The organism is Paenibacillus sp. RUD330 (genome assembly GCF_002243345.2).
Taxonomy (GTDB): domain Bacteria; phylum Bacillota; class Bacilli; order Paenibacillales; family Paenibacillaceae; genus Paenibacillus_O.
Map to the genome: position 1 here is coordinate 2,897,883 of NZ_CP022655.2, position 20,273 is coordinate 2,918,155.

15 protein-coding genes and 1 riboswitch are annotated in these 20,273 nt (G+C 61.0%); of the genes, 6 read left to right on the forward strand and 9 right to left on the reverse strand.

Going from position 1 to position 20,273, the window contains the following annotated elements:
* Positions 1–10: 10 nt before the first annotated feature.
* From CIC07_RS13100 to CIC07_RS13115, 4 genes are all read right to left on the reverse strand, one after another.
* Complete coding sequence (locus CIC07_RS13100) at positions 11–1,795, reverse strand: acyl-CoA dehydrogenase FadE (protein ID WP_083687951.1); 1,785 nt, start codon at positions 1,793–1,795, stop codon at positions 11–13.
* 144 nt (positions 1,796–1,939) lie between these two features.
* Positions 1,940–3,124, reverse strand: coding sequence for an acetyl-CoA C-acyltransferase (locus CIC07_RS13105; RefSeq protein WP_076355648.1), 1,185 nt, complete (start codon positions 3,122–3,124; stop codon positions 1,940–1,942).
* A gap of 294 nt (positions 3,125–3,418) precedes the next feature.
* Positions 3,419–5,818: a 3-hydroxyacyl-CoA dehydrogenase/enoyl-CoA hydratase family protein gene (locus CIC07_RS13110; protein ID WP_076355646.1), complete on the reverse strand. Its 2,400-nt coding sequence runs from the start codon at positions 5,816–5,818 to the stop codon at positions 3,419–3,421.
* A gap of 156 nt (positions 5,819–5,974) precedes the next feature.
* Positions 5,975–8,245 (reverse strand): (Fe-S)-binding protein, encoded by a 2,271-nt coding sequence (locus CIC07_RS13115; protein ID WP_076355644.1) that lies wholly within the window; start codon positions 8,243–8,245, stop codon positions 5,975–5,977.
* A gap of 346 nt (positions 8,246–8,591) precedes the next feature.
* Between CIC07_RS13115 and CIC07_RS13120 the strand changes: the two genes are divergently transcribed.
* The 4 genes from CIC07_RS13120 to CIC07_RS13135 all read left to right on the forward strand — a co-directional run bounded on the left by CIC07_RS13120 (position 8,592) and on the right by CIC07_RS13135 (position 11,928).
* Positions 8,592–9,176, forward strand: coding sequence for a fatty acid metabolism transcriptional regulator FadR (locus tag CIC07_RS13120; protein ID WP_076355640.1), 585 nt, complete (start codon positions 8,592–8,594; stop codon positions 9,174–9,176).
* A gap of 33 nt (positions 9,177–9,209) precedes the next feature.
* Positions 9,210–9,977, forward strand: coding sequence for an electron transfer flavoprotein subunit beta/FixA family protein (locus CIC07_RS13125; protein WP_076355638.1), 768 nt, complete (start codon positions 9,210–9,212; stop codon positions 9,975–9,977).
* Positions 9,978–10,013: 36 nt separating this feature from the next.
* On the forward strand, positions 10,014–10,985 hold the full coding sequence (locus CIC07_RS13130) for an electron transfer flavoprotein subunit alpha/FixB family protein (protein ID WP_076355636.1): 972 nt from the start codon (positions 10,014–10,016) through the stop codon (positions 10,983–10,985).
* A 79-nt stretch (positions 10,986–11,064) separates the two neighbouring features.
* Complete coding sequence (locus CIC07_RS13135; protein WP_076355634.1) at positions 11,065–11,928, forward strand: SDR family oxidoreductase; 864 nt, start codon at positions 11,065–11,067, stop codon at positions 11,926–11,928.
* A 117-nt stretch (positions 11,929–12,045) separates the two neighbouring features.
* Here CIC07_RS13135 and mnmH read toward each other — a convergent pair whose 3' ends face one another.
* Both mnmH and selD read right to left on the reverse strand, forming a co-directional pair.
* Positions 12,046–13,089: a tRNA 2-selenouridine(34) synthase MnmH gene (gene mnmH, locus CIC07_RS13140; protein ID WP_076355632.1), complete on the reverse strand. Its 1,044-nt coding sequence runs from the start codon at positions 13,087–13,089 to the stop codon at positions 12,046–12,048.
* A gap of 11 nt (positions 13,090–13,100) precedes the next feature.
* Positions 13,101–14,150 carry a selenide, water dikinase SelD gene (selD, locus tag CIC07_RS13145; RefSeq protein WP_076355630.1) on the reverse strand — a complete coding sequence of 350 codons (1,050 nt, stop codon included), beginning with the start codon at positions 14,148–14,150 and terminating at the stop codon, positions 13,101–13,103.
* A 181-nt stretch (positions 14,151–14,331) separates the two neighbouring features.
* On the opposite strand from selD, the gene CIC07_RS13150 reads away from it, so the two are divergent.
* The gene (locus tag CIC07_RS13150; RefSeq protein WP_076355628.1) at positions 14,332–15,402 is read left to right on the forward strand and encodes a permease; all 1,071 of its coding nucleotides are present in this window, start codon (positions 14,332–14,334) and stop codon (positions 15,400–15,402) included.
* Positions 15,403–15,458: 56 nt separating this feature from the next.
* Here the strand turns inward: CIC07_RS13150 and CIC07_RS13155 are convergent, their stop codons facing one another.
* Positions 15,459–16,808 carry a PDZ domain-containing protein gene (locus CIC07_RS13155; RefSeq protein WP_076355626.1) on the reverse strand — a complete coding sequence of 450 codons (1,350 nt, stop codon included), beginning with the start codon at positions 16,806–16,808 and terminating at the stop codon, positions 15,459–15,461.
* A 203-nt stretch (positions 16,809–17,011) separates the two neighbouring features.
* Between CIC07_RS13155 and glsA the strand changes: the two genes are divergently transcribed.
* Positions 17,012–17,953 carry a glutaminase A gene (gene glsA, locus CIC07_RS13160; protein WP_076355624.1) on the forward strand — a complete coding sequence of 314 codons (942 nt, stop codon included), beginning with the start codon at positions 17,012–17,014 and terminating at the stop codon, positions 17,951–17,953.
* Here glsA and CIC07_RS13165 read toward each other — a convergent pair.
* Together CIC07_RS13165 and CIC07_RS13170 are read right to left on the reverse strand one after the other, a co-directional pair.
* Entirely contained in the window at positions 17,950–19,044 is a 1,095-nt protein-coding gene (locus CIC07_RS13165; protein ID WP_076355621.1) for a sensor histidine kinase, read from the reverse strand. The two genes, glsA and CIC07_RS13165, sit on opposite strands and share 4 nt — an antisense overlap.
* A 108-nt stretch (positions 19,045–19,152) precedes the next feature.
* The gene (locus tag CIC07_RS13170; RefSeq protein WP_076355619.1) at positions 19,153–19,839 is read right to left on the reverse strand and encodes a Na-translocating system protein MpsC family protein; all 687 of its coding nucleotides are present in this window, start codon (positions 19,837–19,839) and stop codon (positions 19,153–19,155) included.
* Positions 19,840–20,131: 292 nt separating this feature from the next.
* A riboswitch (purine riboswitch) is annotated at positions 20,132–20,231 on the forward strand.
* Positions 20,232–20,273 lie beyond the last annotated feature (42 nt).

Genomic DNA, 20,273 nt, shown 5'->3' on the forward strand with positions numbered 1-20,273 from the left:
TCCTGCCCGATTAAGGAACGTAGCGCTCCGCTTCAATGACGCGGGAAGCAATGCGGCGCTTCAGCTGCACCGTATTGGCCGGATTCGACTTCGTCAGCTTTTTCAGCACGGACAGCTGCGTGCGGAGCGTATCCCCGGATTCCATGGCGGCGAGCGTTTCCTTCGCAAGCTCCGATATGCGGGCGAACTCCTCCTGCACGAATACGGTCGTCATGTCGACGCCGAGCTGGGCTTTCGCTCCGCCCTGGAGCGATATGCGCTTTTGGGTGCGGAGAACGGCGCTTTCCATCGCGAAGATCGAGATCATGATGTCGGCCAGGTTGCTCAGTATTTCCTGCTCCTGATCCAGCTTCATCTGGTATTTCTGGACGGCTCCTGCTCCCGCCATCAGGAAGATCTTCTTGGCGTTGGAGAGCAGATGGGCTTCCAGCTCCAGCGTTCCCTCGAACTTCTCGCCGAGCGAGGAGCGCATTTCCAGAAGCTCGCCCTGCAGCTTCATCGCTTTCTGCATGAGAGGCAGCTCGCCCTTCATGGCGCGCTTGATGAGCGTGCCGGGAATGAGCAGCCGGTTGATTTCGTTCGTGCCCTCGAAGATGCGGTTGATGCGGGAGTCGCGGTAGATGCGCTCGACGCGGTATTCCTGGGTGAAGCCGTAACCTCCATGGATCTGCACCCCTTCGTCGGCGACGAAGTCGAGACCTTCGGAGGCGAACACCTTGTTGATGGAGCATTCCAGCTGGTATTCCGCGATCGCCTTGGCGGACTGATAGCCGACGTCGGCGGCGGAGTAGTCCACGTCGGCGAGACCGACGTCGAACAGGCCGGCCGTGCGGTAGACCATCGACTCCATGACGTACGTGCGGATGTTCATGTCGGCCAGCTTTTTCGCCACGAGCGGGAAGCTGCTGATCGGGCGGCCGAACTGGGTGCGTTCATTCGCGTACTTGGCCGAGTATTCGATGGCGTCCTTGGAGGAGCCCACGCAGCCTACGGCCAGCTTGTAGCGGCCGATGTTGAGGATATTGAAGGCGATCAGATGGCCCTTGCCGACCTCCCACAGCAGGTTTTCGGCCGGCACCTTGACGTCTTCCAGAATGAGCGGACAGGTCGAGGAGCCTTTGATGCCCATCTTCTTCTCTTCCGGACCGATGCTCACGCCTTCCATGGAGCGCTCGACGATGAACGTGCTGAAGTCCTTGCCGTCCACCTTGGCATACACGATGAACACGTCGGCGAAGCCGGCGTTCGTAATGAACTGCTTCGTGCCGTTCAGCACATAATGCTTGCCGTCCCCGCTCTGGACGGCCGTCGCTTTGGCGCCGAGAGCGTCGGATCCGGAGGACGGCTCCGTCAGGCAGTAAGCCGCGATCAGCTCGCCGGTGGAGAGCTTGGGCAGATACTTCTGCTTCTGGTCTTCATTGCCGAAATAGACGATCGGCAGCGTGCCGATGCCGACATGCGCGCCGGCGGACAGGGCGAATGCCGACGCCTTCGTCATTTTCTCGCTGATCAGCGTCGAGCTGACCTTGTCGAGCCCGAGGCCGCCGTAGGCTTCCGGCACGTCGGCTCCCAGCAGGCCGAGCTCTCCGGCCTTGCGCAGCTTTTCGACCGTCAGCTCATAATTGAGCTTTTCGATCGCCTCGTCGACAGGCGCGATCTCGCCCGCGACGAAATCCTCCGTCGTCTCGGCGATCATGCGCTGCTCTTCGGTTATTTCCTCCGGGATGACAATGCTGCTCGCGTCGATATCCTCGATGATGAAGCTTCCGCCAAGCACTTTGCTTTTGGTCGTCATGATAATCGCTCCTTGGAATGGGTTGGATTGGTGAGCCTTGCTGTGCTCGGTTTCCTCATCGCCGGGGCGGCCGCCGCGGAGCTCCTCTACGCGCGAGCCGGCTGCACGCCCCGTCGCAGCCTCCCCTGCCTGCTGCCTGCCCGCTCAAGCGGGATGGACTTCGAAGACGCCTGCCGCGCCCATGCCGCCGCCGATGCACATCGAAACGACTCCGTAGCCTCCGCCCCTGCGGCGCAGCTCGTTGATCAGCGAGACGCTGATCTTCGTGCCGGTACAGCCGAGCGGATGGCCGAGCGCGATCGCGCCGCCGTTGACGTTGACCTTCTCCTCGTCGATGCCGAGCTCGCGGATGATATGAAGGCATTGGGAGGCGAACGCTTCATTGATTTCATAAAGGTCGACCTGCTCCTGGGAAATGCCGGCGCGCTTCAGCGCCTTCGGAATCGCCTCGACCGGGCCTACGCCCATGATTTCCGGCTCGACGCCCGCAAGGGCGAACGAACGGAACGTCGCCAGCGGCTTCAGTCCGAGCTCGTCGGCTTTCTCGCGGCTCATGATGACGACCGCAGCCGCTCCGTCGCTGATCTGCGAGGAGTTGCCCGCCGTCACCGAGCCGTTCAGCTTGAATGCCGGGCGCAGCTTGCCGAGCGTATCCGGCGTCGTATCGACGCGGACGCCTTCATCGGTGCTGAAGATGAATTTCTCGGTTTTCACCTTGCCGCCGTCTTCCATCGACTTCAGCTCCGCTTCGACCGGAACGATCTCATCGGAGAACTTGCCCGCTGCGATGGCCGCCGCCGCCTTCTCATGGGAGCGGGCGGCGAAGCGGTCCTGGTCCTCGCGGCTGACGCCGAACTTCTCGGCGACGCGCTCCGCCGTATGTCCCATCCCGATATAGACTTCCGGGTATTCGTCGACGATTTTCGGATTCGGGGAAATTTTGAAGCCGGTCATCGGAACATGGCTCATGCTCTCCACCCCGCCGGCGATCATCACATCCGCGTTGCCGGTCATGATGCGCTCCGCCGCGAAGGCGATCGATTGCAGGCCGGAGGAGCAGAACCGGTTGACGGTCAGCGCCGGCACCGTCACCGGGAAGCCGGCGTACAGCGACATGATGCGGGCGAAGTTCAGCCCCTGCTCCCCTTCGGGCATCGCGCAGCCGATGATGATATCCTCCACATCTTCTTTCTTCAGCCCCGGCGCCCGCTCGACAACTTCCTGCAGCACGATTTTGCCGAGGTCGTCCGCGCGGGTTTGGCGAAGGCTGCCTTTCTTGCCTTTGCCGGTCGCCGTCCGGGCCATGGATACGATTACTGCTTCTCTCATGACTTCACGCTCCTTAGTGGTCAGGCATGCTTGCACGTTCAAGCTTGCTGTGCATCCGACTCCGGAAATGAAAGGCCCTTTCAATCGCTCTTGCCCCCGGATTTCTTTGATTCCACATGAATGTGGAAATCCGGCTGCAAATGCGACCGCTCCGCTTCTCCAGGGCACTTTCATTTCCTGCGCTCTCCGCACAGCCGTCCCAAATTCCTCCGGAATTCTGAGCGATCACATTGCTCTTGAACCTGGACTGCTTTGATTCCACACGAATGTGTCGTTCCTGTGCCGAGCGATATGCTAGTTCCGCAACGCCTTGCCCTTGGAGAGCATATGCTGCATCCGGGCCTGGGTCTTCGGCTCGCCCGTCAGGCTGAGGAAAGCCTCGCGCTCCAGATCGAGCAGGTATTGCTCCGATACGAGCGTGCCGGCCGGCAAGTCGCCGCCGCTCAGCACATGCGCCAGCTTCTTGGCGATAAGGAGGTCGTGGTCGCTGATGTAGCCGCCTTCCCTCATGCCGATCGCCGCGAGCTGCAGCGCGGCCTTGCCTTCGGCGCCGGCGATGCGGATCTTCTCCTCCGGAGGCAGCGCGTAGCCGTCCGCAGCCATTTGCAGGACAGCCTGCTTCGCCTCGTAGATCAGATGGTCGGCGTTCGGCAGGATGCGGTCGTTATTGCGGAGGTAGCCGAGCCGCTTGGCATCATGGCCGCTCGAGGAAACCTTCGCCGAGCCGACCGTCTCGAACACCTGGCCGAGCAGGGGCAGCAGATCCGCTTCCGGATGCCCGGCCTGCCTGCTGACGCGCAAGGCGAATTCCTTGCAGCCGCCGCCTGCGGGGATGAGGCCGACCCCGACTTCGACGAGGCCGTAATACGTCTCGGCCGCGGCGATGACCTGGTCCGCCGGCATGCAGGCCTCGACACCGCCGCCGAGCGTCATCCGGTGGGGAGCCGCGACGACCGGCTTCTCCAGCCGCTTCAGCTTATACATGCTCTGCTGGAACAGGTTGATGATCTCGTCGACTTCGTCCCATTCCTCGTCCTGCGCTTCCATGAGCAGCAGCATCAGGTTCGCGCCGACGCAGAAGTTTCGGCCCTGGTTCGCCAGGACGAGGCCGCTCCAGTTGCGCCGGACCTCCTCCGCGCTCTGCTGGATCATCGTCAGGATATCGTCGCCGATGGCGTTGTTCGGGGAATGGAATTCCAGGCAGACGACGCCGTCGCCGATATCGATCAGGCTCGCGCCCGTATTGGATTTGACGACCTTGTTCTGCTCCTTGAGCGAGCGCAGGTCGATCTCTTGAACGGGGGCTTCGGCTTCCTTGTACTGGCTGCCGCTCACATAGAAGCGCTTGCCGTTGTCTTTCTTGTAGAAGCTCGCATGGCCGGATTCGATCCATTCCTTGACCCATGCCGGAACGGCGAGGCCTTCCTTCTCCATCCGCTGCACCGATTTCGCCAGCCCGATGGCGTCCCAGGTCTCGAACGGGCCCAGCTCCCAGTTGAAGCCCCATTTCATCGCTTCGTCGATCTCCTGGATGGAGTCGGCGATCTCTCCGACCTTGTCGGCGGAATAGACCAGCACCTGCTTCAAAATATTCCAGGCCAGCTCCGAATACTTGTCTCCGGCGCCGATGAGAGCCTTCGTCTTTTCGCGGGCGCCTTTGACGCTCTTCGCCGCCTCCAGGGAACCTGAAGCCGCTCTCTTCTGCGGCGTATACTCCAGCGTGCCGAGGTCGATCGACAGGATTTCGCTCTTGCCGCTCTCTCCTTTGCGCTTCAGATAGAAGCCTTGGCCGGATTTCTCGCCCAGCCAGCCGCGCTCGACGAGCTGCGTCAGGGCGGCAGGAGGCGTGAACGCCTTGCGCTCGGCCTCGTTGTCGACATTCAGGCGGACATTGTCCGCGACATGGATGAACGTATCGAGGCCGACAAGATCGAGCGTGCGGAATGTGGCGCTCTTGGGACGTCCCATGGCCGGTCCGGTGATCGCATCCACTTCCTCGACGGTGAAGCCGCCCTTCTCCATTTCCTGCAGCGTCACGAGCAGTCCGTATGTCCCGATCCGGTTGGCGATGAAGTTCGGGGTGTCCTTGGCGATCACTACGCCTTTGCCGAGGACGGCTTCTCCGAATGCCTTCATGTCGTTCACAAGTCCCGCATCCGTCCCCTCCGCCGGAACGATCTCCAGCAGCTTCATGTAACGGGGCGGGTTGAAGAAATGGGTGCCCATGAACGACTGGCGGAACGGCTCGCTGCGTCCTTCCGCCATCGCGTTGATGGAGATGCCGGAAGTGTTGGAGCTTACGACCGTTCCCGGCTTCCAGTGCTGCTCGATGCGGTCCAGCAGGCTGCGCTTCGCGTCCAGGTTCTCGACGATGACCTCGATGATCCAGTCGACATCCGCGATCTTGTGGAGATCGTCCTCCAGGTTGCCCGGCGTAATGCGGCCCGCGAAGGCCGGATCGTAGAGAGGCGCCGGATTCGTCTTCTTCAGCTTCGCGATGGCGCTTGTCGCCAGCCTGCTGCGGACGGCCGGATGCTGTGCCGTCAGGCCCTTCTTCTCTTCCTCGGGGGTGAGCTGCTTGGGCACGATGTCCAGGAGCAGCGTCGGAATGCCTGCGTTGGCCAGATGGGCGGCGATGCCGGACCCCATAATGCCGGAGCCGATGACAGCGGCTTTGCGGATCGAAATGCTCATCGTTGCTTGCCTCCTTGAATAAGGTTTTTCGGCGTTCAAGAACGGTGCTTCATGCAGGGTCGGATGCTTCTCTTCCTCTTCGTGGCCGATCAGGGAAAGGACGGTCCGCTAAGGAGCGCGTACCCTTATGCTGCCGGCTCTGGCTGCCTCCATGCGTTATACGGCCATCCCTTCGCTGCCGGCCGGAGCGCTGCCGGCGCGTCCGAATACGGCTTCCTCGAGAATCTCGGCGATGTCGCGCGCCTTCACCTTGTCATCGACTTCCTTCAGCTTCGTGCCGTCCTCCAGCATCGTCAGGCAGTACGGGCACGCGCTGCTGATCAGCGTCGGATTCACTTCCAGCGCCTGCTCGGTGCGCGCCAGATTGACCCGCTTGCCGGCCGTCTCCTCCATCCACATCATGCCGCCGCCCGCTCCGCAGCACATGCCGTTCTCGCGGCTGCGCGCCATCTCCACCAGCTCGACGCCGGGAATGGCCCGCAGCACATCGCGCGGCTCGTCATACACGTTGTTGTAGCGGCCCAGATAGCAGGAATCATGGTAGGTGATCCGCTCGTTGACCTCATGCTTCGGCTGCAGCTTGCCTTCCTTCAGCAGCCGGTCGAGCAGCTGCGTATGATGAAGCACCTCCACGCCTTCGAGACCGAAGTCCGGGTACTCGTTTTTCAGCGTGTTGAAGGTATGCGGGCATGCCGTTACGATCTTCGTCACGCCGTGCTTCCGGAACGTCTCGATATTCTCCATGCACAGCTGCTGGAACAGCATCTCGTTGCCCATGCGGCGCGGCGTGTCGCCGGAATTTCTCTCCTCGTTGCCGAGAATCGCGAAGCGGATGCCGGATTCGTTCAGCAGCCGGGCGACAGCCCTCGAGATCTTGCGGCTGCGGAGATCGTAGGAGCCCATGGAGCCGACGAAGAACAGATAGTCGAACTCCGGGTTTTCCTTGACGAGCGGCACGCTGACCCCTTCCACGTCTCCGGTCCATTTCACGCGGTCGTTGCGGTTGATGCCCCACGGATTGCCTTGGCGCTCGATGTTCTGCATCGCGCGCTGGCCTTCATGCGGCACGCTGCCCTGCATGAGGACGAGATGGCGGCGCAGGTCGATGATCTTGTCGACATGCTCGTTGCCGACCGGACATTGGTCCTCGCAGTTGCGGCATGTCGTGCACGCCCAGATCTCGTCTTCGGTCATCACTTCGCCGATGAGCTCGACCTCCTGCGGACTGCGCTCCTCCTCATGCCAGGAAGCCTTCTGCCAGCCGATCGTCGGCCGGATGTCCGTGATGGCGCCGCCGGGATCCTGCCAAGCGACGGAAGCCGATGCTTCCGCGCCGGCCGCCACCTCCTCCGCGCTTCCTCCGGCCATCTCGAGCAGCGAGCCGGGCATTTCCGCCGAACGCGGGACAAAGGCATGCGCCCTGCCTCCTCCGGCGCTTCCCGTGCCGAAGGCGAATTCGGGAACCCAAGGAGATTTGCCGGTGACGGCCGCTCCCTTGTCGATCAAGTGGTCGCGGAGCTTCACGATCATGTGCATCGGAGAGAGAGCCTTGCCGGTATTCGACGCGGGGCACACATTCGTGCAGCGGCCGCATTCCACGCAGGCATAGAAGTCGAGCATCTGCTTCTGATTGAACTCCTCGATCTTGCCGACGCCGAACGATTCCGCTTCCTCGTCCTCCAGATCGATCCTGCTCAGCCTTCCGGCCGGCTCCTGCTTGCGCAGATAGATGTTGACCGGCGCGGTGAGGATATGGAAATGCTTCGACTGAGGCACGTACACGAGAAACGCGAGCAGGATGGCCAGATGCGCCCACCAGGATGCCATGAAGAGCACATGCGCGGCTCCGGCTCCGATTCCTTGCATGCCTTCAGCCATCAGCGAGGTGATCGGCGCATAGCCGGAAAATGCCATGCCGAGCCAGATCCGCTCGAATGCAAGGGAGAACAGGACGGATGCCATCAGTCCGAAGATGAAGAACACGACGATGCTCGGCTTCCACCCTCTCTTCAGACGGGCGAGCTTCTCGCCGTAGCGGCGGTACGCCGCATAACCCATTGCGGCCAGAATGGCAAATACGGTCGTTTCCTGCATGAGGCTGAACCAGTCGTAGCCGGGAACCGGCAGATGGTGCTTGCCTGCCGTCAGGCCCTTGATGATCAGGTCGAGCGCTCCGAATTGCAGAATGACGAATCCATAAAAGATGACGACATGCATGATGCCGCTGCGCGGATCCTTGAGCAGCTTCGTCTGGCCGAATACCTGAGACAGGAACTCGCCCCATCTGCCCTCTCCCTTGAGAGGAACGGCTGTCTTTTTCCCCAGCTTCATATAAAGCCAGCGGTGGTAGACCGCCCTGTAGAACAGATAGATTCCGCAGCCCGTCAGTGCCAAAAACAAGATGAGATTGATCAGCTGTCCTGCCATTGCGACTCACCCTTTCTGCAAATTCCTTTCGCCGGCCGTTCGCCGGGCATCTTAGATGAAGCGCTTACAAGGTCGGTTCGAAAAAATCTTAGTGGTATCCCGCCTGATCATGCTGTCCCGGCGCGGCTGCATACGTCTCCAAATCCTCCGCTCCCGTACGAGGCCATCAAGAAGGAAGATTTCCTGTTCCTTCTTCTCTTGTCCCAGGCACGGTCCGCCTTCTGAATGGCGGCCAAGCGGCTGAATTCCGGATAAATCGTTGACAATCCGTGTGATATCCCCTAAGATGAAGAAAATGAATGAGCATTCATTCACCATACGTAAATACTACCACCGAGGTGCCATCATGACAAGTAGGAAGCCGGAAAAATATTATCAGATCCTGGAAGCCGCCCAGAAAGTCATTGCCGAAAACGGGTTCCACGGCTCGCAGGTGTCGAAAATCGCCAAGGAGGCTGGAGTCGCCGACGGCACGATCTATTTATATTTCAAGAAGAAGGAAGATATCCTGATCTCCCTGTTCGAGGAAAGGCTCGGGGATCTGGTCGGACGGTTCGAAGCCCGGCTGGAGGACACGGCGACTGCCGAGGAAGCTCTGCGCGCCATATGCGAGATCCACTACTCCGTCCTGGAGCAGAACATCAATCTCGCGTACGTGACCCAGATCGAGCTGAGGCAGAGCTCGCTGGAGCTGCGCAAGGCGATCGGCCTGACCGTGCGGCCTTACATCCAGCTCATCGAGCAGATTCTGGAAAAAGGGGTGAGAGAAGGAGCGTTCCGGGACAATCTCGACGTCAAGCTGACCCGGCATCTTATATTCGGAGCGATGGATGAGGCGGTATCCTCTTGGCTCATATCCGGGCAGAAGTTCTCCCTGACGGCCCAAGTCGACAAAACCGTCGAATTTTTCCTGCATGGCCTCAAAAAATAACAGGTACTCAACCATTCGAGGAGGAAAATCGAGATGAACATTTTCTGCCTGCTGAAGCAAACCTTTGATACGGAAGAACGGATCGTGATCCAGAACGGCCGGGTTTCGGACGACGGCGTCAAATATGTCATCAACCCTTACGATGAATATGCGGTCGAGGAAGCGCTCCAGCTCCGGGAAAAGCACGGCGGATCGGTGACCGTCGTCTCCGTCGGCCCGGCCCGAGCAGCCGAAGCGCTCCGCTCGGCGCTGGCGATGGGAGCCGACGAAGCGGTGCTCATCTCCGACGAGCGCATCGAATCCGACGAAGCCGGAATCTCCTATCTGCTTCAAGCCTATCTGTCGAAGCAAGCCTATGACGTCATCCTCGGAGGCAACTTCTCCGTCGATACCGGCGGCGGCCAAGTTGCGGTCCGGCTTGCGGCGGGCCTGGACATTCCCCATGCCGCCTCCATCACGAGCCTTGACATCGACGGTACGGCCGCCAGCGTCAAGCGGGATGCCGAAGGAGACACGGAGTCCCTCGAGCTGACGCTTCCGGCGCTGTTCACCGCCCAGCAAGGCTTGAACGAGCCGCGCTACCCGTCGCTGCCGAATATCATGAAGGCGAAGAAAAAACCGTTCCAGACGCTTTCTCTGGACGATCTCGGCGTCGACGCCGCCGCCATCGCCCCGCTGACCAAGCGGCTGAGCCTCTCCCTGCCGCCCGAGCGCGGAGCCGGCCAGCTCATCAAGGGAACGCCGGCCGAGCAGGCCGCTCGCCTCGTCGAGCTGCTGCGCACGGAAGCCAAAGCGATCTGATTCCATCATTTTTTTCCTATCCAAGGAGGTTAAACCATGAGCCAATCCGTTCTTGTCATCGCCGAAATCCGCGCGGGAAAATTGCGCCGGGTATCGCTTGAAGCCGTCCATGCCGCCAACCAGTCCGCGGGCGGAGCTCCGGTCGACGCCGTCATCATCGGCAGCGGCATCATTCCAGCCGCCTCCGAGCTGGCCGCTTACGTCTCGGGCAAAGTCTACGCCGTCGATCATCCGGAGCTCGCCTCCTACAACGCTCCGGCTTATCTGGCGGCCGTCAAAGGCCTTCTCGACGAGCTGAAGCCCGGCCGCGTCTTCCTCGGCCATACCGCGGAAGGCAAGGATCTGGCGCCGCTTGTAGCCGCCCATCTCGGAGCCGGACAAATTTCCGATGTCATTGCTGTAAGCGATTCCGCGGAAGGATCTCTCTATACCCGTCCGCTCTACGCGGGCAAAGCCTTCGAGGAAAAAGCCTTCGCCGGCGGCGCCGGCGTCGTGACCGTCCGCCCGAACAACCTGCCGCCAGCCGAACTAGCCTCCGCGCCGGCCGAAGTGGTCGACCGCGACTACGCTCCAGCCTCCGATCTCCACTCGATCGTCAAGGACGTCGTGCGCAAAGCCGGCGGCAAGGTCGACCTGTCCGAGGCGAAGATCGTCATCTCGGGCGGACGCGGCGTGAAGAGCTCCGACGGCTTCAAGCCTCTCGAGGAGCTGGCCGATGTGCTCGGCGCCGCCGTCGGCGCTTCCCGCGGTGCCTGCGACGCCGGCTACTGCGACTACGCGCTGCAGATCGGCCAGACCGGCAAGGTCGTCACGCCGGAGGTCTACATCGCCTGCGGCATCAGCGGAGCCATCCAGCATCTGGCCGGCATGAGCCAGTCGCGCGTCATCATCGCGATCAACAAGGATCCGGAAGCTCCGATCTTCAAAGTCGCCGATTACGGCATCGTCGGCGACCTGTTCGAGGTCGTGCCTCTGCTGACGGAAGAATTCCGCAAAGTGCTCGCGTAGACGCCATGAACCCGCCCGGATGATGTCCGTACGGGCGGGTTTTCCATTGGATACGGACCTTCCTAAGGAGGAGCTTGTTATGGGACCTTTTCGACCCGATCTGCTCAAAGGCAAAACCGTGCTCGTGACGGGCGGCGCGACCGGACTGGGACGCGCGATGGCGGAAGGCTTCGCCGCGCATGGAGCCTCCATCGCGCTCGCGGGACGGCGCGAGGAGAAGCTGCAGGAAGCGGCCGAGGCGTTCCGCGAGGCCGGCCATGACGTATTCGTCCAAAGCTGCGACGTCCGGGAGCCCTCTTCCCTATCCGCATTGGCGGATGCGCTGGACGAGCGCTTCGGAGGCGTCGACGTGCTCGTCAACAACGCCGCCGGCAACTTCATCAGTCCGACCGAGCGTCTCTCGCCCCGCGCCGTCGACGCCGTGCTGAACATCGTGCTGCACGGAACCTTCTATGCGACGCTTGAGTTCGGCAAGCGCTGGATCGCGGCCGGACGCGGCGGAACGATGCTGAACATCGTCACGACCTATGCCGAGACCGGCTCCGGGTTCGTGGCGCCGTCGGCCGCGGCCAAAGCCGGAGTGCTCGCTCTCACCCGCTCGCTGGCGGTGGAATGGGCGCGCTACGGCATCCGCCAGGTCGCCATCGCGCCAGGTCCGTTTCCGACGGAGGGCGCATGGGCAAGGCTGGCTCCGACGCCGGAGCTGGCCGCGCGGATGGCCGACCGCATTCCGCTCAAGCGTGTGGGCGACAAGCAAGAGCTTGCCGATCTGGCCGCATTCCTCGTCTCCGACTACGCCTCTTATCTCAACGGCGAGGTCGTCACGATCGACGGCGGCGAATGGCTCCAGGGCGCCGGACAGTTCAACAGCCTGCTGGAGGTGACGGCGGACCAATGGGACCGGCTTGCCGAGCTTACCCGCAAGGGCGGCAAAGGGCAATAACGCCTCCGCTTCCCTTTTGCGCCCGGGACCTTCCGTCCATATCGGAAGCAGCCGCATACGCCAAAAAGCCCTCGCCGGGCTCAAGCTTCTGCCCGGCGAGGGCTTTTTCCTGCACAGCTAGACCGGAACTCCGCTTGACGGGAGCGCCGCGATGATCGGCTCCAGGGCGGCGACGGCCGAGTCGGCCTGCACGAAAAGTTCCTTTTCGCTGTCATACCGGTCGGAGCCGTGCTCGTAGCGCGGATCGTAATAAGCGGTCAGCAGCAGCTCCGCGGCGCGGCCGAAGTCATCGTTCAGGATGCTCTGCTCGATCTCCGCCGCGACAGGGGTATGGATTCTCGGCTTGATGACGCGGAAGGCGGCCATGCATTGCTGCTTGTGCTCCTCCGGACGGTAATCCTCCAGAATATGCCGGATCCGCTCCCCGATCGGCAGCTCGACCCGGATCGGAATTCCCGCTTCCTTGGCTTCCATGAGGAATTCGGGAAGCACGCATTTGCCGATGCGGCGGCTTTCCGCCTCCATAAGGACGTAAGGCGAATGCCGCAGGGCGATCAGCCGCTCAAGCAGCAGCGACTCGAACGTCTTCTGGTTGTGGGCGCGCATCCCGATCTGGCCGAAGATGGAGCCGCGATGCCCCGCCATCCCTTCCAGATCCAGCACCGGATAGCCGCGGCGTTCAAGCTCGGACAGAATCGCCGTCTTGCCCGTTCCCGTATTGCCGTGAATGACATAGGCGCGCTGATCGAAGGAGAACTCCGCCAGCGTCTCGACGACCCAGCGCCGGTATTCGCGGAATCCGCCCGACAGCCGGTAAGCGTGGATGTCCATCAAGGAAAGCAAAGTCGCCGTCGTCCGGCTCCGCATTCCCCCTCTCCAGCAGAACAGGGCCTTCTTCTGGGGAATGGCAGCGAACTGCGCGATGAATGCCGGCAGCTTGGCCGAAATGATCTCCAGCCCCCGCTTTTTCGCATCCTGGACGCTGACCTGCTTGTACAGCGTGCCGATCTCCGCCCGCTCGCGGTCGTCGAAGAAGGGTATGTTGATGCTTCCGGGAATCGTGGACTCCTCGTATTCGGACGGGGAGCGGACGTCGATGATGACGAGCTCTCCCGAATCCCTCTTCGCTCTCAGCTCTTGCACGGTCAAATCCTGAAACATGGAATCTCTCCTTACGATACTTCGATGATGCCGTGATGGTCGTCGACCGCTTCTCCGATGACAGCCGCCTCAAGGCCTGCCGCAAGCAGCTCGCCGAGCAGGGAATCCCCTTCTTCTCCGGCAACGGAAATGAGGAGTCCTCCCGAAGTCACCGCGTCGCACAGGATGAGGCGGTCGAGCTCGTCGAGCTCCGGACCGAACGTGACCGCCGGCTGCACATGCGCATAGTTGTTTCTCGTTCCGCCCGGAACGAAGCCTTCTTCGGCGAGCTCGCGGGTGCGCGGCAGGACCGGAACGTCGCTGCGCCTGATGTTCAGGCCGACTCGGCTTCCTTTGGCCATCTCCGAAGCATGGCCGAGCAGCCCGAAGCCGGTCACATCGGTGCAGGCGCGGACGTCGTAGCCGTCCATGATTTCGGCCGCCTTGCGGTTGAGCGCCGCCATGACGGAAGTCACCTTGGCGACATCGCTTTCCGTCAGCCGGTCTTTCTTGATCGACGTCGTATAGATGCCTACCCCGATCGGCTTCGTCAGGATGAGCTTGTCTCCCGGACGGGAGCCGGCATTCGTGCGGACGCGTCCGGGATGGACGAGACCGGTGACGGCCATGCCGAACTTGGGCTCCTTGTCGTCGATGGAATGGCCCCCGACGAGCGTAGCGCCCGCTTCAGCCAGCTTGTCGGCGGCTCCGCGGAGAATATCGGCGAGGAGGCTTTTGTCGAGCGTCGCGATCGGAAAGGCGACGATATTGAGCGCCGTCAGCGGCTTGCCGCCCATCGCGTAGATGTCGCTGATGGCGTTGGCGGCCGCGATCTGGCCGAAGGAATACGGATCGTCGACGATCGGAGTAAAGAAATCGACCGTCTGCACGAGCGCGAGCTCGTCGCTCAGCCGGTAGACGCCCGCATCGTCGCTCGTATCCAGCCCGACGAGCAGATCGGCGTTGGGCAGCGCCGGAGGCAGCTGCCTCAGCACCTCCGACAAGTCGGACGGTCCGATTTTGCAGCCGCAGCCGCCTTTGGTGGAGAGCGAGGTCAATTTGATCACATTGGATTCCGGCATGGTTCATCCTCCCAGATGGCTAGTACTTTACTTCCTCAAGTATACGCCAAGGCCGCTCAAAAACCAAAAAGGCGCGCCGCACTCGCCGCTTCAGCCGCATCTCCTCAAAAAAGGGAAGGAACGGATAGCGGGATATGCTATAATAATCAAGTTTTCCATTCCATCTTAGGAGGTCGTAACCATGAGTCCTTCCCAAGGAACTCTTCCGCGTCCGTCGATGAGCGGCAAAAAGGCCGCCTGGCTTGCTGTCGCATTCATTCTGATCACCGTCGCCGGCCTGACATATGTAAAATGGTGGCCTTATTACGGTAAAGCGTTGAAAGCCATCACGGACCATACGATCGGCAGCTCGATCCTGACCGGGGGCTCGGAGAGCATTCCGTCTCCGTCCTGGCAATCCGCCTGGGACTATGCCCAAGCTTATTATAAGGCGGTCTGGAAGGCGGCCGTGCTCGGCATTCTGCTCGGCTCCCTCGTCCAGGTGCTGATTCCGTCGGGCTGGCTGCTCCGCGTTCTCGGCGGACGCAGCTTCAAGAGCACGGCCATCGGCGGCCTCGCCTCGCTGCCCGGCATGATGTGCTCCTGCTGCGCCGCTCCGATCGCTGTCGGCCTGCGCAAGAAAAACGTCTCCGCCGGCGCCGCCCTCGCCTTCTGGCTCGGCAATCCGCTGCTGAATCCGGCGACGCTCATCTTCATGACGTTCGTGCTCACGTGGAAATTCACGCTGCTGCGCCTGCTGTTCGGCATCGCCATCACCTTCGGCGTGAGCTACTTCGCGAACCGCTTCGTCAAGGACGCCGCCATCCCGGAGGATCAGGTGCTCTCCGCCGTGCCCGCCGAGGACGACCGTCCGTTCTGGCTGCGCTGGCTGCGAAGCCTCGGCCACATGCTGCTTAACGTCGTGCCGGCTTACATCATCGCCGTTCTGCTGCTCGGCGCCGCCCGCGCCTGGCTGTTCCCGAGCCTCGGCGAAGGGACCGGCATGACGATCCTGACGCTGCTTCTGTTCGCAATCGCAGGCACGCTGTTCGTCATTCCGACCGCAGCCGAGATTCCGATCGTGCAGGCGTTCACCTCCCTCGGCTTCGGCGCCAGCGCCGCCGGCGCGCTCCTCATCACGCTGCCCGCCGTCAGCCTGCCGTCGCTCCTGATGATCCGCCGCGCATTCCCGGCCAAAGTATTAGGGCTCGTCTTCGGGTCGGTCGTCGTCGCAGGCGTGCTGAGCGGCATCATCGGCTCCTTCTTCCTATAGCCGAACCACGCCAGAAAGGCCTTCTCCGACCTATGTCGGAGAAGGCCTTTTCCGATTCATTTCTTCGGATGGGCTTTGAGCCAGGACAGCATGTCGTCGAGTGTGCGGACGGGCACGATCTCCAGCGAGGCGCTGCCCTTGCGGGCATCCTGCTCCTGGCCTTGCGGGACGAAGAACACATCCGCGCCTGCTCGTGCGACCGTATAGGCCTTCTGCTCGATGCCGCCGATCTCCCCTACGTTCCCGTTCCCGTCCAGCGTGCCGGTGCCGGCCACCCGGTTGCCGTACGTAATGCCTCCCGGAGTCAGCTGGTCGATGACCGTCAACGCCAGCATCGCCCCATGCGACGGACCTCCCTGGTAGACGAGATAGGAGCGGTAGTCGGCCTGTCTCGTCAGATCGGCCGTCGTCCGGTCCTGCACCTGGATGCCGAATGCCGCGCGGCCCGGCTGCTCGGGATTCTCCCTCGTCCCGATATCCGCCGACAGCTCCTGATTGCCCCGCTTCAGCCCTACCCGGACCGTATCGCCCGGTTTGACGGAGCTCATGGCCTTCGCCAGCATGGCCGTCGTGCCGATCTCCTTGCCGTTCAAGCCGGTCAGCACATCGCCGGGCTCAAGCCGCCCCTCAGCGGGACTGTCCTTGAGCAAGGAGAGCACTTGGACCCCGGTCGGAATCACTCCTCGGCCGAGTCCGAGCTTCTTGAGCGCGACGGCGGTTCCGACATCGTTGGCGCCTGCCCGCTGAATGAACACCTGCCTTTGGATCTCACCCAGCGAAATGCTCGTATCCCTCTTTTCAAGATGCAAATGAGGGAACAGTTCGGCGTAGATCCAGTCCACCGGAAAAGCCGGACGCTCGATGACCAGCACGCCTTCCAGGCTCCCTCTGTCCGTGCCGCCTTGGATATGGGCGTAGCGGTTCATGTTCATCGTGAATCCCGGAGTGGTGACGCCATAGGACGTCGGGTAAAAAAGGAACGCTCCGATCGCCGCCGCTGCCAAGGCGGTCGTCAGCGATCTCCATGGGAAGCCACCCCGTCTTGCGCGCTCGCTCACAAGAGCGTCGACGAGGATGAGAGCTCCGGTAGCCGCCGCTGCGGCAGCGGCAGCCTCGAAGCGGTCCGGCCGCGTAAGCAGCAGCAGCCCTGTCAGGATGCCTCCGGCAACGGCGAGCAGATTAATGACGCCAAGCCAGCTTCTTCCCCTCTGGAGCCAGGAGGAATAAGCGCCGGCAGCCCACATCAGAGGAATGACCGCGGCGATGCGGGACAGGATCTGGATCAGATCCATCCAATAATAGCTGCCCAGCCGCAAGGGATCCCCGATCCAGATCAGTTCTCCACAAACTGAAACAACCGCTGCGGCGATCAGGGATGCTGCGTACCAGCGGGAGCTTTTGCCCATTTCCTCGTCCTCCCCAAATGACTGCGTCTGGCTTTCCAATGTCTTCCTTCTCTATTAGGATACACAAGAGGGAGCCCTACATTCAATGAGCCCATCCGATCCATCGTTTTACAGACCCGGCCAATGCCGATACAATGAAGGAGTTCGCTACCATCCATGCCGGCCCGACCGGTGCCGGCACACCAAGGAGATCGATTCAGCCTATGGACATCGCAACCTGGAACGCCCTGCAGGCCGGCCTGCCGCAATGGCTGGAAAACAGCCGCGCCCGAACGGCAGACGGCAAGACCGCATCCTATATTCCCGAGCTCAGCAAGGCGGATCCGGACACTCTCGGCATCCATATCGCCGACATGAACGGCGGATCCGTCTCGGCAGGCGATTGCGGGACCCGATTCACCATGCAAAGCATATCCAAGGTATTCACCCTGATACTGGCTCTCATGGACAACGGAGAGGAAGTTGTATTCAGCAAAGTCGGCATGGAGCCGACCGGAGACAATTTCAACTCGATGCTCAAGCTGGAGCTCGTGCAGCCGGGCATTCCCTTCAATCCGCTCATCAACGCAGGGGCCATCGTCATTTCTTCCTTGATCAACGGAAACAGCCCCGCCGAGAAGGCGGGGCGCATCCTGGATTTCATCTCCGGGCTTGCAGGGAATCCTGATCTGGCTGTAGACGACGCTACCTATTATTCCGAATCCGCAACCGGCAACCTGAACCGGTCCATGGCGTATTTCCTGACCGACAACGGCGTCCTCCGAGGCGGAGTCGAGGAAGTTCTGGAAGTCTATTTCCGGCACTGCTCCATCTCGGCGACATGCAGCGATCTCGCGAGGATGGCCGTCATCCTGGCGAACGACGGCATCGATCCCGGCACGGGACAAGCCCTGATCCCAAGACGATACGTGCAGATCGCCAAAACGTTCATGGTCACCTGCGGCATGTACAACGGCTCCGGACAATTCGCCATCGATGTCGGCTTGCCTGCCAAGTCCGGCGTATCGGGCGGCATTCTGGCGCTCGTGCCGGGCTTGGCGGGAATCGGGGTCATCGGTCCCGCGCTGAATCCGCATGGCAACAGCCTGGCCGGGGTTCATCTGCTTCGTTCCCTGTCCCGTGAATTCGATTGGAGCATGTTCTAGCCGATTGCCTCGTCTTCCGCCTCACCTTCCCTTACCTGGACGGTGAAGCGGATGCGGCTGCCTTCGCCGTCATGCTCGAACCACAGCTCGCCGCCCATCGCCTCGATCCGGTCCCTGACGACGGATATAGGCTGTATGCGGCTCTCGGCTTCATGAGGATGCCAGATCGTGAAGAGCAGATCGAGCATGTCGTTGCCGATGCTTCGGGAATTCACATGGACACGGGCCCCGACCGTTCCCGGCTCTGCGCCGAAGGCGGCTGCCGAGAGCAGGATGATCAGCGTCTCGCGGAGCAGCTCCTCGTCCCCGACTACCCGGATCGGAAGCTCGGGATCCAGCCAGCAGCTGAGCTGCAGCTGCTGGCTGAGCCCGTCGTGAAGTCCGGCGGCAAGCTCGGCCAGCAGCACATGAAGCGAGAACGGCGTTATCCGGCGGTCGACGGAACCGGCCGCCATCCGCGAATTGGCCATCATATGCTGGATCAGCTGAATGAGGTAGCCGCTGCTCCCAATAATCGTGTCGACGTAGCTTCTCTGCTCGTCGTTCAGTTCCGTTTCCGCCAGCAGCTCCGCCATGCCGGATATGCCGGTCATAGGAGTGATCATCTCAAGTCCAAGTTCGTAGAGCTGATCCTTATCCTTTTCCAGCCTGGCATTGGCGGTGCTCATCTCTTCAAGGCGGCGCTTGTTTTCCAGGCTCTCCTCCGCGATTCCGGATTCCTTGTGGAGCCATCTGGCCGCCGCCATCCGCAGGACGGCCTTCTCCATCTCGGTGAAAGCCGCTTCTCTCCGCAGCAGTCCTAGCGTCCCCCCCGATGCCTTGCCGCCGGGACTCACCGGCAGCCCGCAGTAATGAAACCCGAGCCAGGTATCTCCCTCGGCTCCAGCTTCCGGTTCATCGACCTCCCGGCCGCAGTGCAGGATCGGCTCCCCCTTGTGATGCAAGTGCGCGACATGCTCCTCGTTCCCTTGTCGTTCGGAAACGAAGTAGGCATCGGCATCGATCAGCTTCGAGATCCCCGTCAGCAGCGCGTCCATCGGCAAGCGGACATTTTCTTCTTCCGCCGAATGATCCTGTGTTGTTTCCGTCATCGCATCAACGCCCACCCCGAAAAAAAATAAAAGCCAAGAATAGGCGCCTTCCCGGCGCCGGTTCTTGGCTCATGAACAGCGTATCGTAATATCTGGTCATAAAGTCCGCTATTCGTTTGGAAACGTGTAAACGATAATGCTTTGATCCTTGTCGAACTTCCAGTCGAGGTACAGACCGTCGGGGGTGCGGCCCACCGCGCGGTTCATGTCGACTTCCGTGAGCAGCATGGATTTTTCCAGCGAGCGCTTCGCTACGCGAAGCGCCGGCTCGTAGCCGGCCCGGAGCAATTCCTTCTCCAGCTTGATCAGAATGCCGGACCGGAACACGATCAACGTCCGTGGATTCGTCCAGAACGAATAAAGCTTGTCAGGAAGCTTCTCGGCTTCTTCCGATATCCTTCTCACCGATTCGTGTATGTACGGCTTGCCTCTGTACTTCTCCTGATGCGCTTCGAATTTGGTGCTGTCGACCAACCCGACCATGATTCCGGAGTGGTTGTCCAGGTTCCAGTCGTAATACACATCCATAATCTCCAGATCCAGCGACTCCTGAACGAGAGCCTTGAAATCCGGCAGAAGGAGATCCATTACGAGCTGGCGCATTTCCCTGACAGCCTCGTCCTTGTTCTGCTGCAGCATGATCTTCTCGACCACGCTGACGAACTGGCGGAAATGCATGGTCACGCATACTTCATTGCTTGAAACGAAAATCGATTCCGGACCTTTGCCGAAGCGGTCTCGGAGCAATTTGCCCATTTGGCTGGTCAATTGGGACAGAGCGGCACGGTTCTCCAACCTGTAGTCATCCTTTTAGCTAGTATCAAAAACGATTTTGAACTTGGACGTCGCCATTATAGCATATAATGCCATCGATAGATAGAGATGCTTATCGACAGAATGAGCGCCCGGATCCTGTCCCGGCTGATATGGAAACAGGCTGGGACATCAGGCGATGCCGTCATCAATGTTCGTGTTTTGATTGAATATACCCGATTCTAACAGTGATGAAGGTAACTGTTGTGATTATTTACGAATATTTTAGCCCGAATACGTTGACACATACGCAATTCCCGGTTATCATTTCACTTGTCGCCTTACCCGGCGCGTTCGTATATCCCCGATAATAAGGTTCGGGGGTCTCTACAAGGAACCTCAAATTCCTGGCTACGAACGGGATGCTTTCGCATACCCGTTTGCAGCCGGGATTTTTTGATGAAGCCGGGAGGATG

What these genes read in the sequence shown, in the direction of transcription:
- CIC07_RS13100 (WP_083687951.1), bottom strand. Translation starts at nt 1,795, where the DNA reads ATGACGACCAAAAGCAAAGTGCTTGGCGGAAGCTTCATCATCGAGGAT.
- CIC07_RS13105 (WP_076355648.1), bottom strand. Translation starts at nt 3,124, where the DNA reads ATGAGAGAAGCAGTAATCGTATCCATGGCCCGGACGGCGACCGGCAAA.
- CIC07_RS13110 (WP_076355646.1), bottom strand. Translation starts at nt 5,818, where the DNA reads ATGAGCATTTCGATCCGCAAAGCCGCTGTCATCGGCTCCGGCATTATG.
- CIC07_RS13115 (WP_076355644.1), bottom strand. Translation starts at nt 8,245, where the DNA reads ATGGCAGGACAGCTGATCAATCTCATCTTGTTTTTGGCACTGACGGGC.
- CIC07_RS13120 (WP_076355640.1), top strand. Translation starts at nt 8,592, where the DNA reads ATGACAAGTAGGAAGCCGGAAAAATATTATCAGATCCTGGAAGCCGCC.
- CIC07_RS13125 (WP_076355638.1), top strand. Translation starts at nt 9,210, where the DNA reads ATGAACATTTTCTGCCTGCTGAAGCAAACCTTTGATACGGAAGAACGG.
- CIC07_RS13130 (WP_076355636.1), top strand. Translation starts at nt 10,014, where the DNA reads ATGAGCCAATCCGTTCTTGTCATCGCCGAAATCCGCGCGGGAAAATTG.
- CIC07_RS13135 (WP_076355634.1), top strand. Translation starts at nt 11,065, where the DNA reads ATGGGACCTTTTCGACCCGATCTGCTCAAAGGCAAAACCGTGCTCGTG.
- mnmH (WP_076355632.1), bottom strand. Translation starts at nt 13,089, where the DNA reads ATGTTTCAGGATTTGACCGTGCAAGAGCTGAGAGCGAAGAGGGATTCG.
- selD (WP_076355630.1), bottom strand. Translation starts at nt 14,150, where the DNA reads ATGCCGGAATCCAATGTGATCAAATTGACCTCGCTCTCCACCAAAGGC.
- CIC07_RS13150 (WP_076355628.1), top strand. Translation starts at nt 14,332, where the DNA reads ATGAGTCCTTCCCAAGGAACTCTTCCGCGTCCGTCGATGAGCGGCAAA.
- CIC07_RS13155 (WP_076355626.1), bottom strand. Translation starts at nt 16,808, where the DNA reads ATGGGCAAAAGCTCCCGCTGGTACGCAGCATCCCTGATCGCCGCAGCG.
- glsA (WP_076355624.1), top strand. Translation starts at nt 17,012, where the DNA reads ATGGACATCGCAACCTGGAACGCCCTGCAGGCCGGCCTGCCGCAATGG.
- CIC07_RS13165 (WP_076355621.1), bottom strand. Translation starts at nt 19,044, where the DNA reads ATGACGGAAACAACACAGGATCATTCGGCGGAAGAAGAAAATGTCCGC.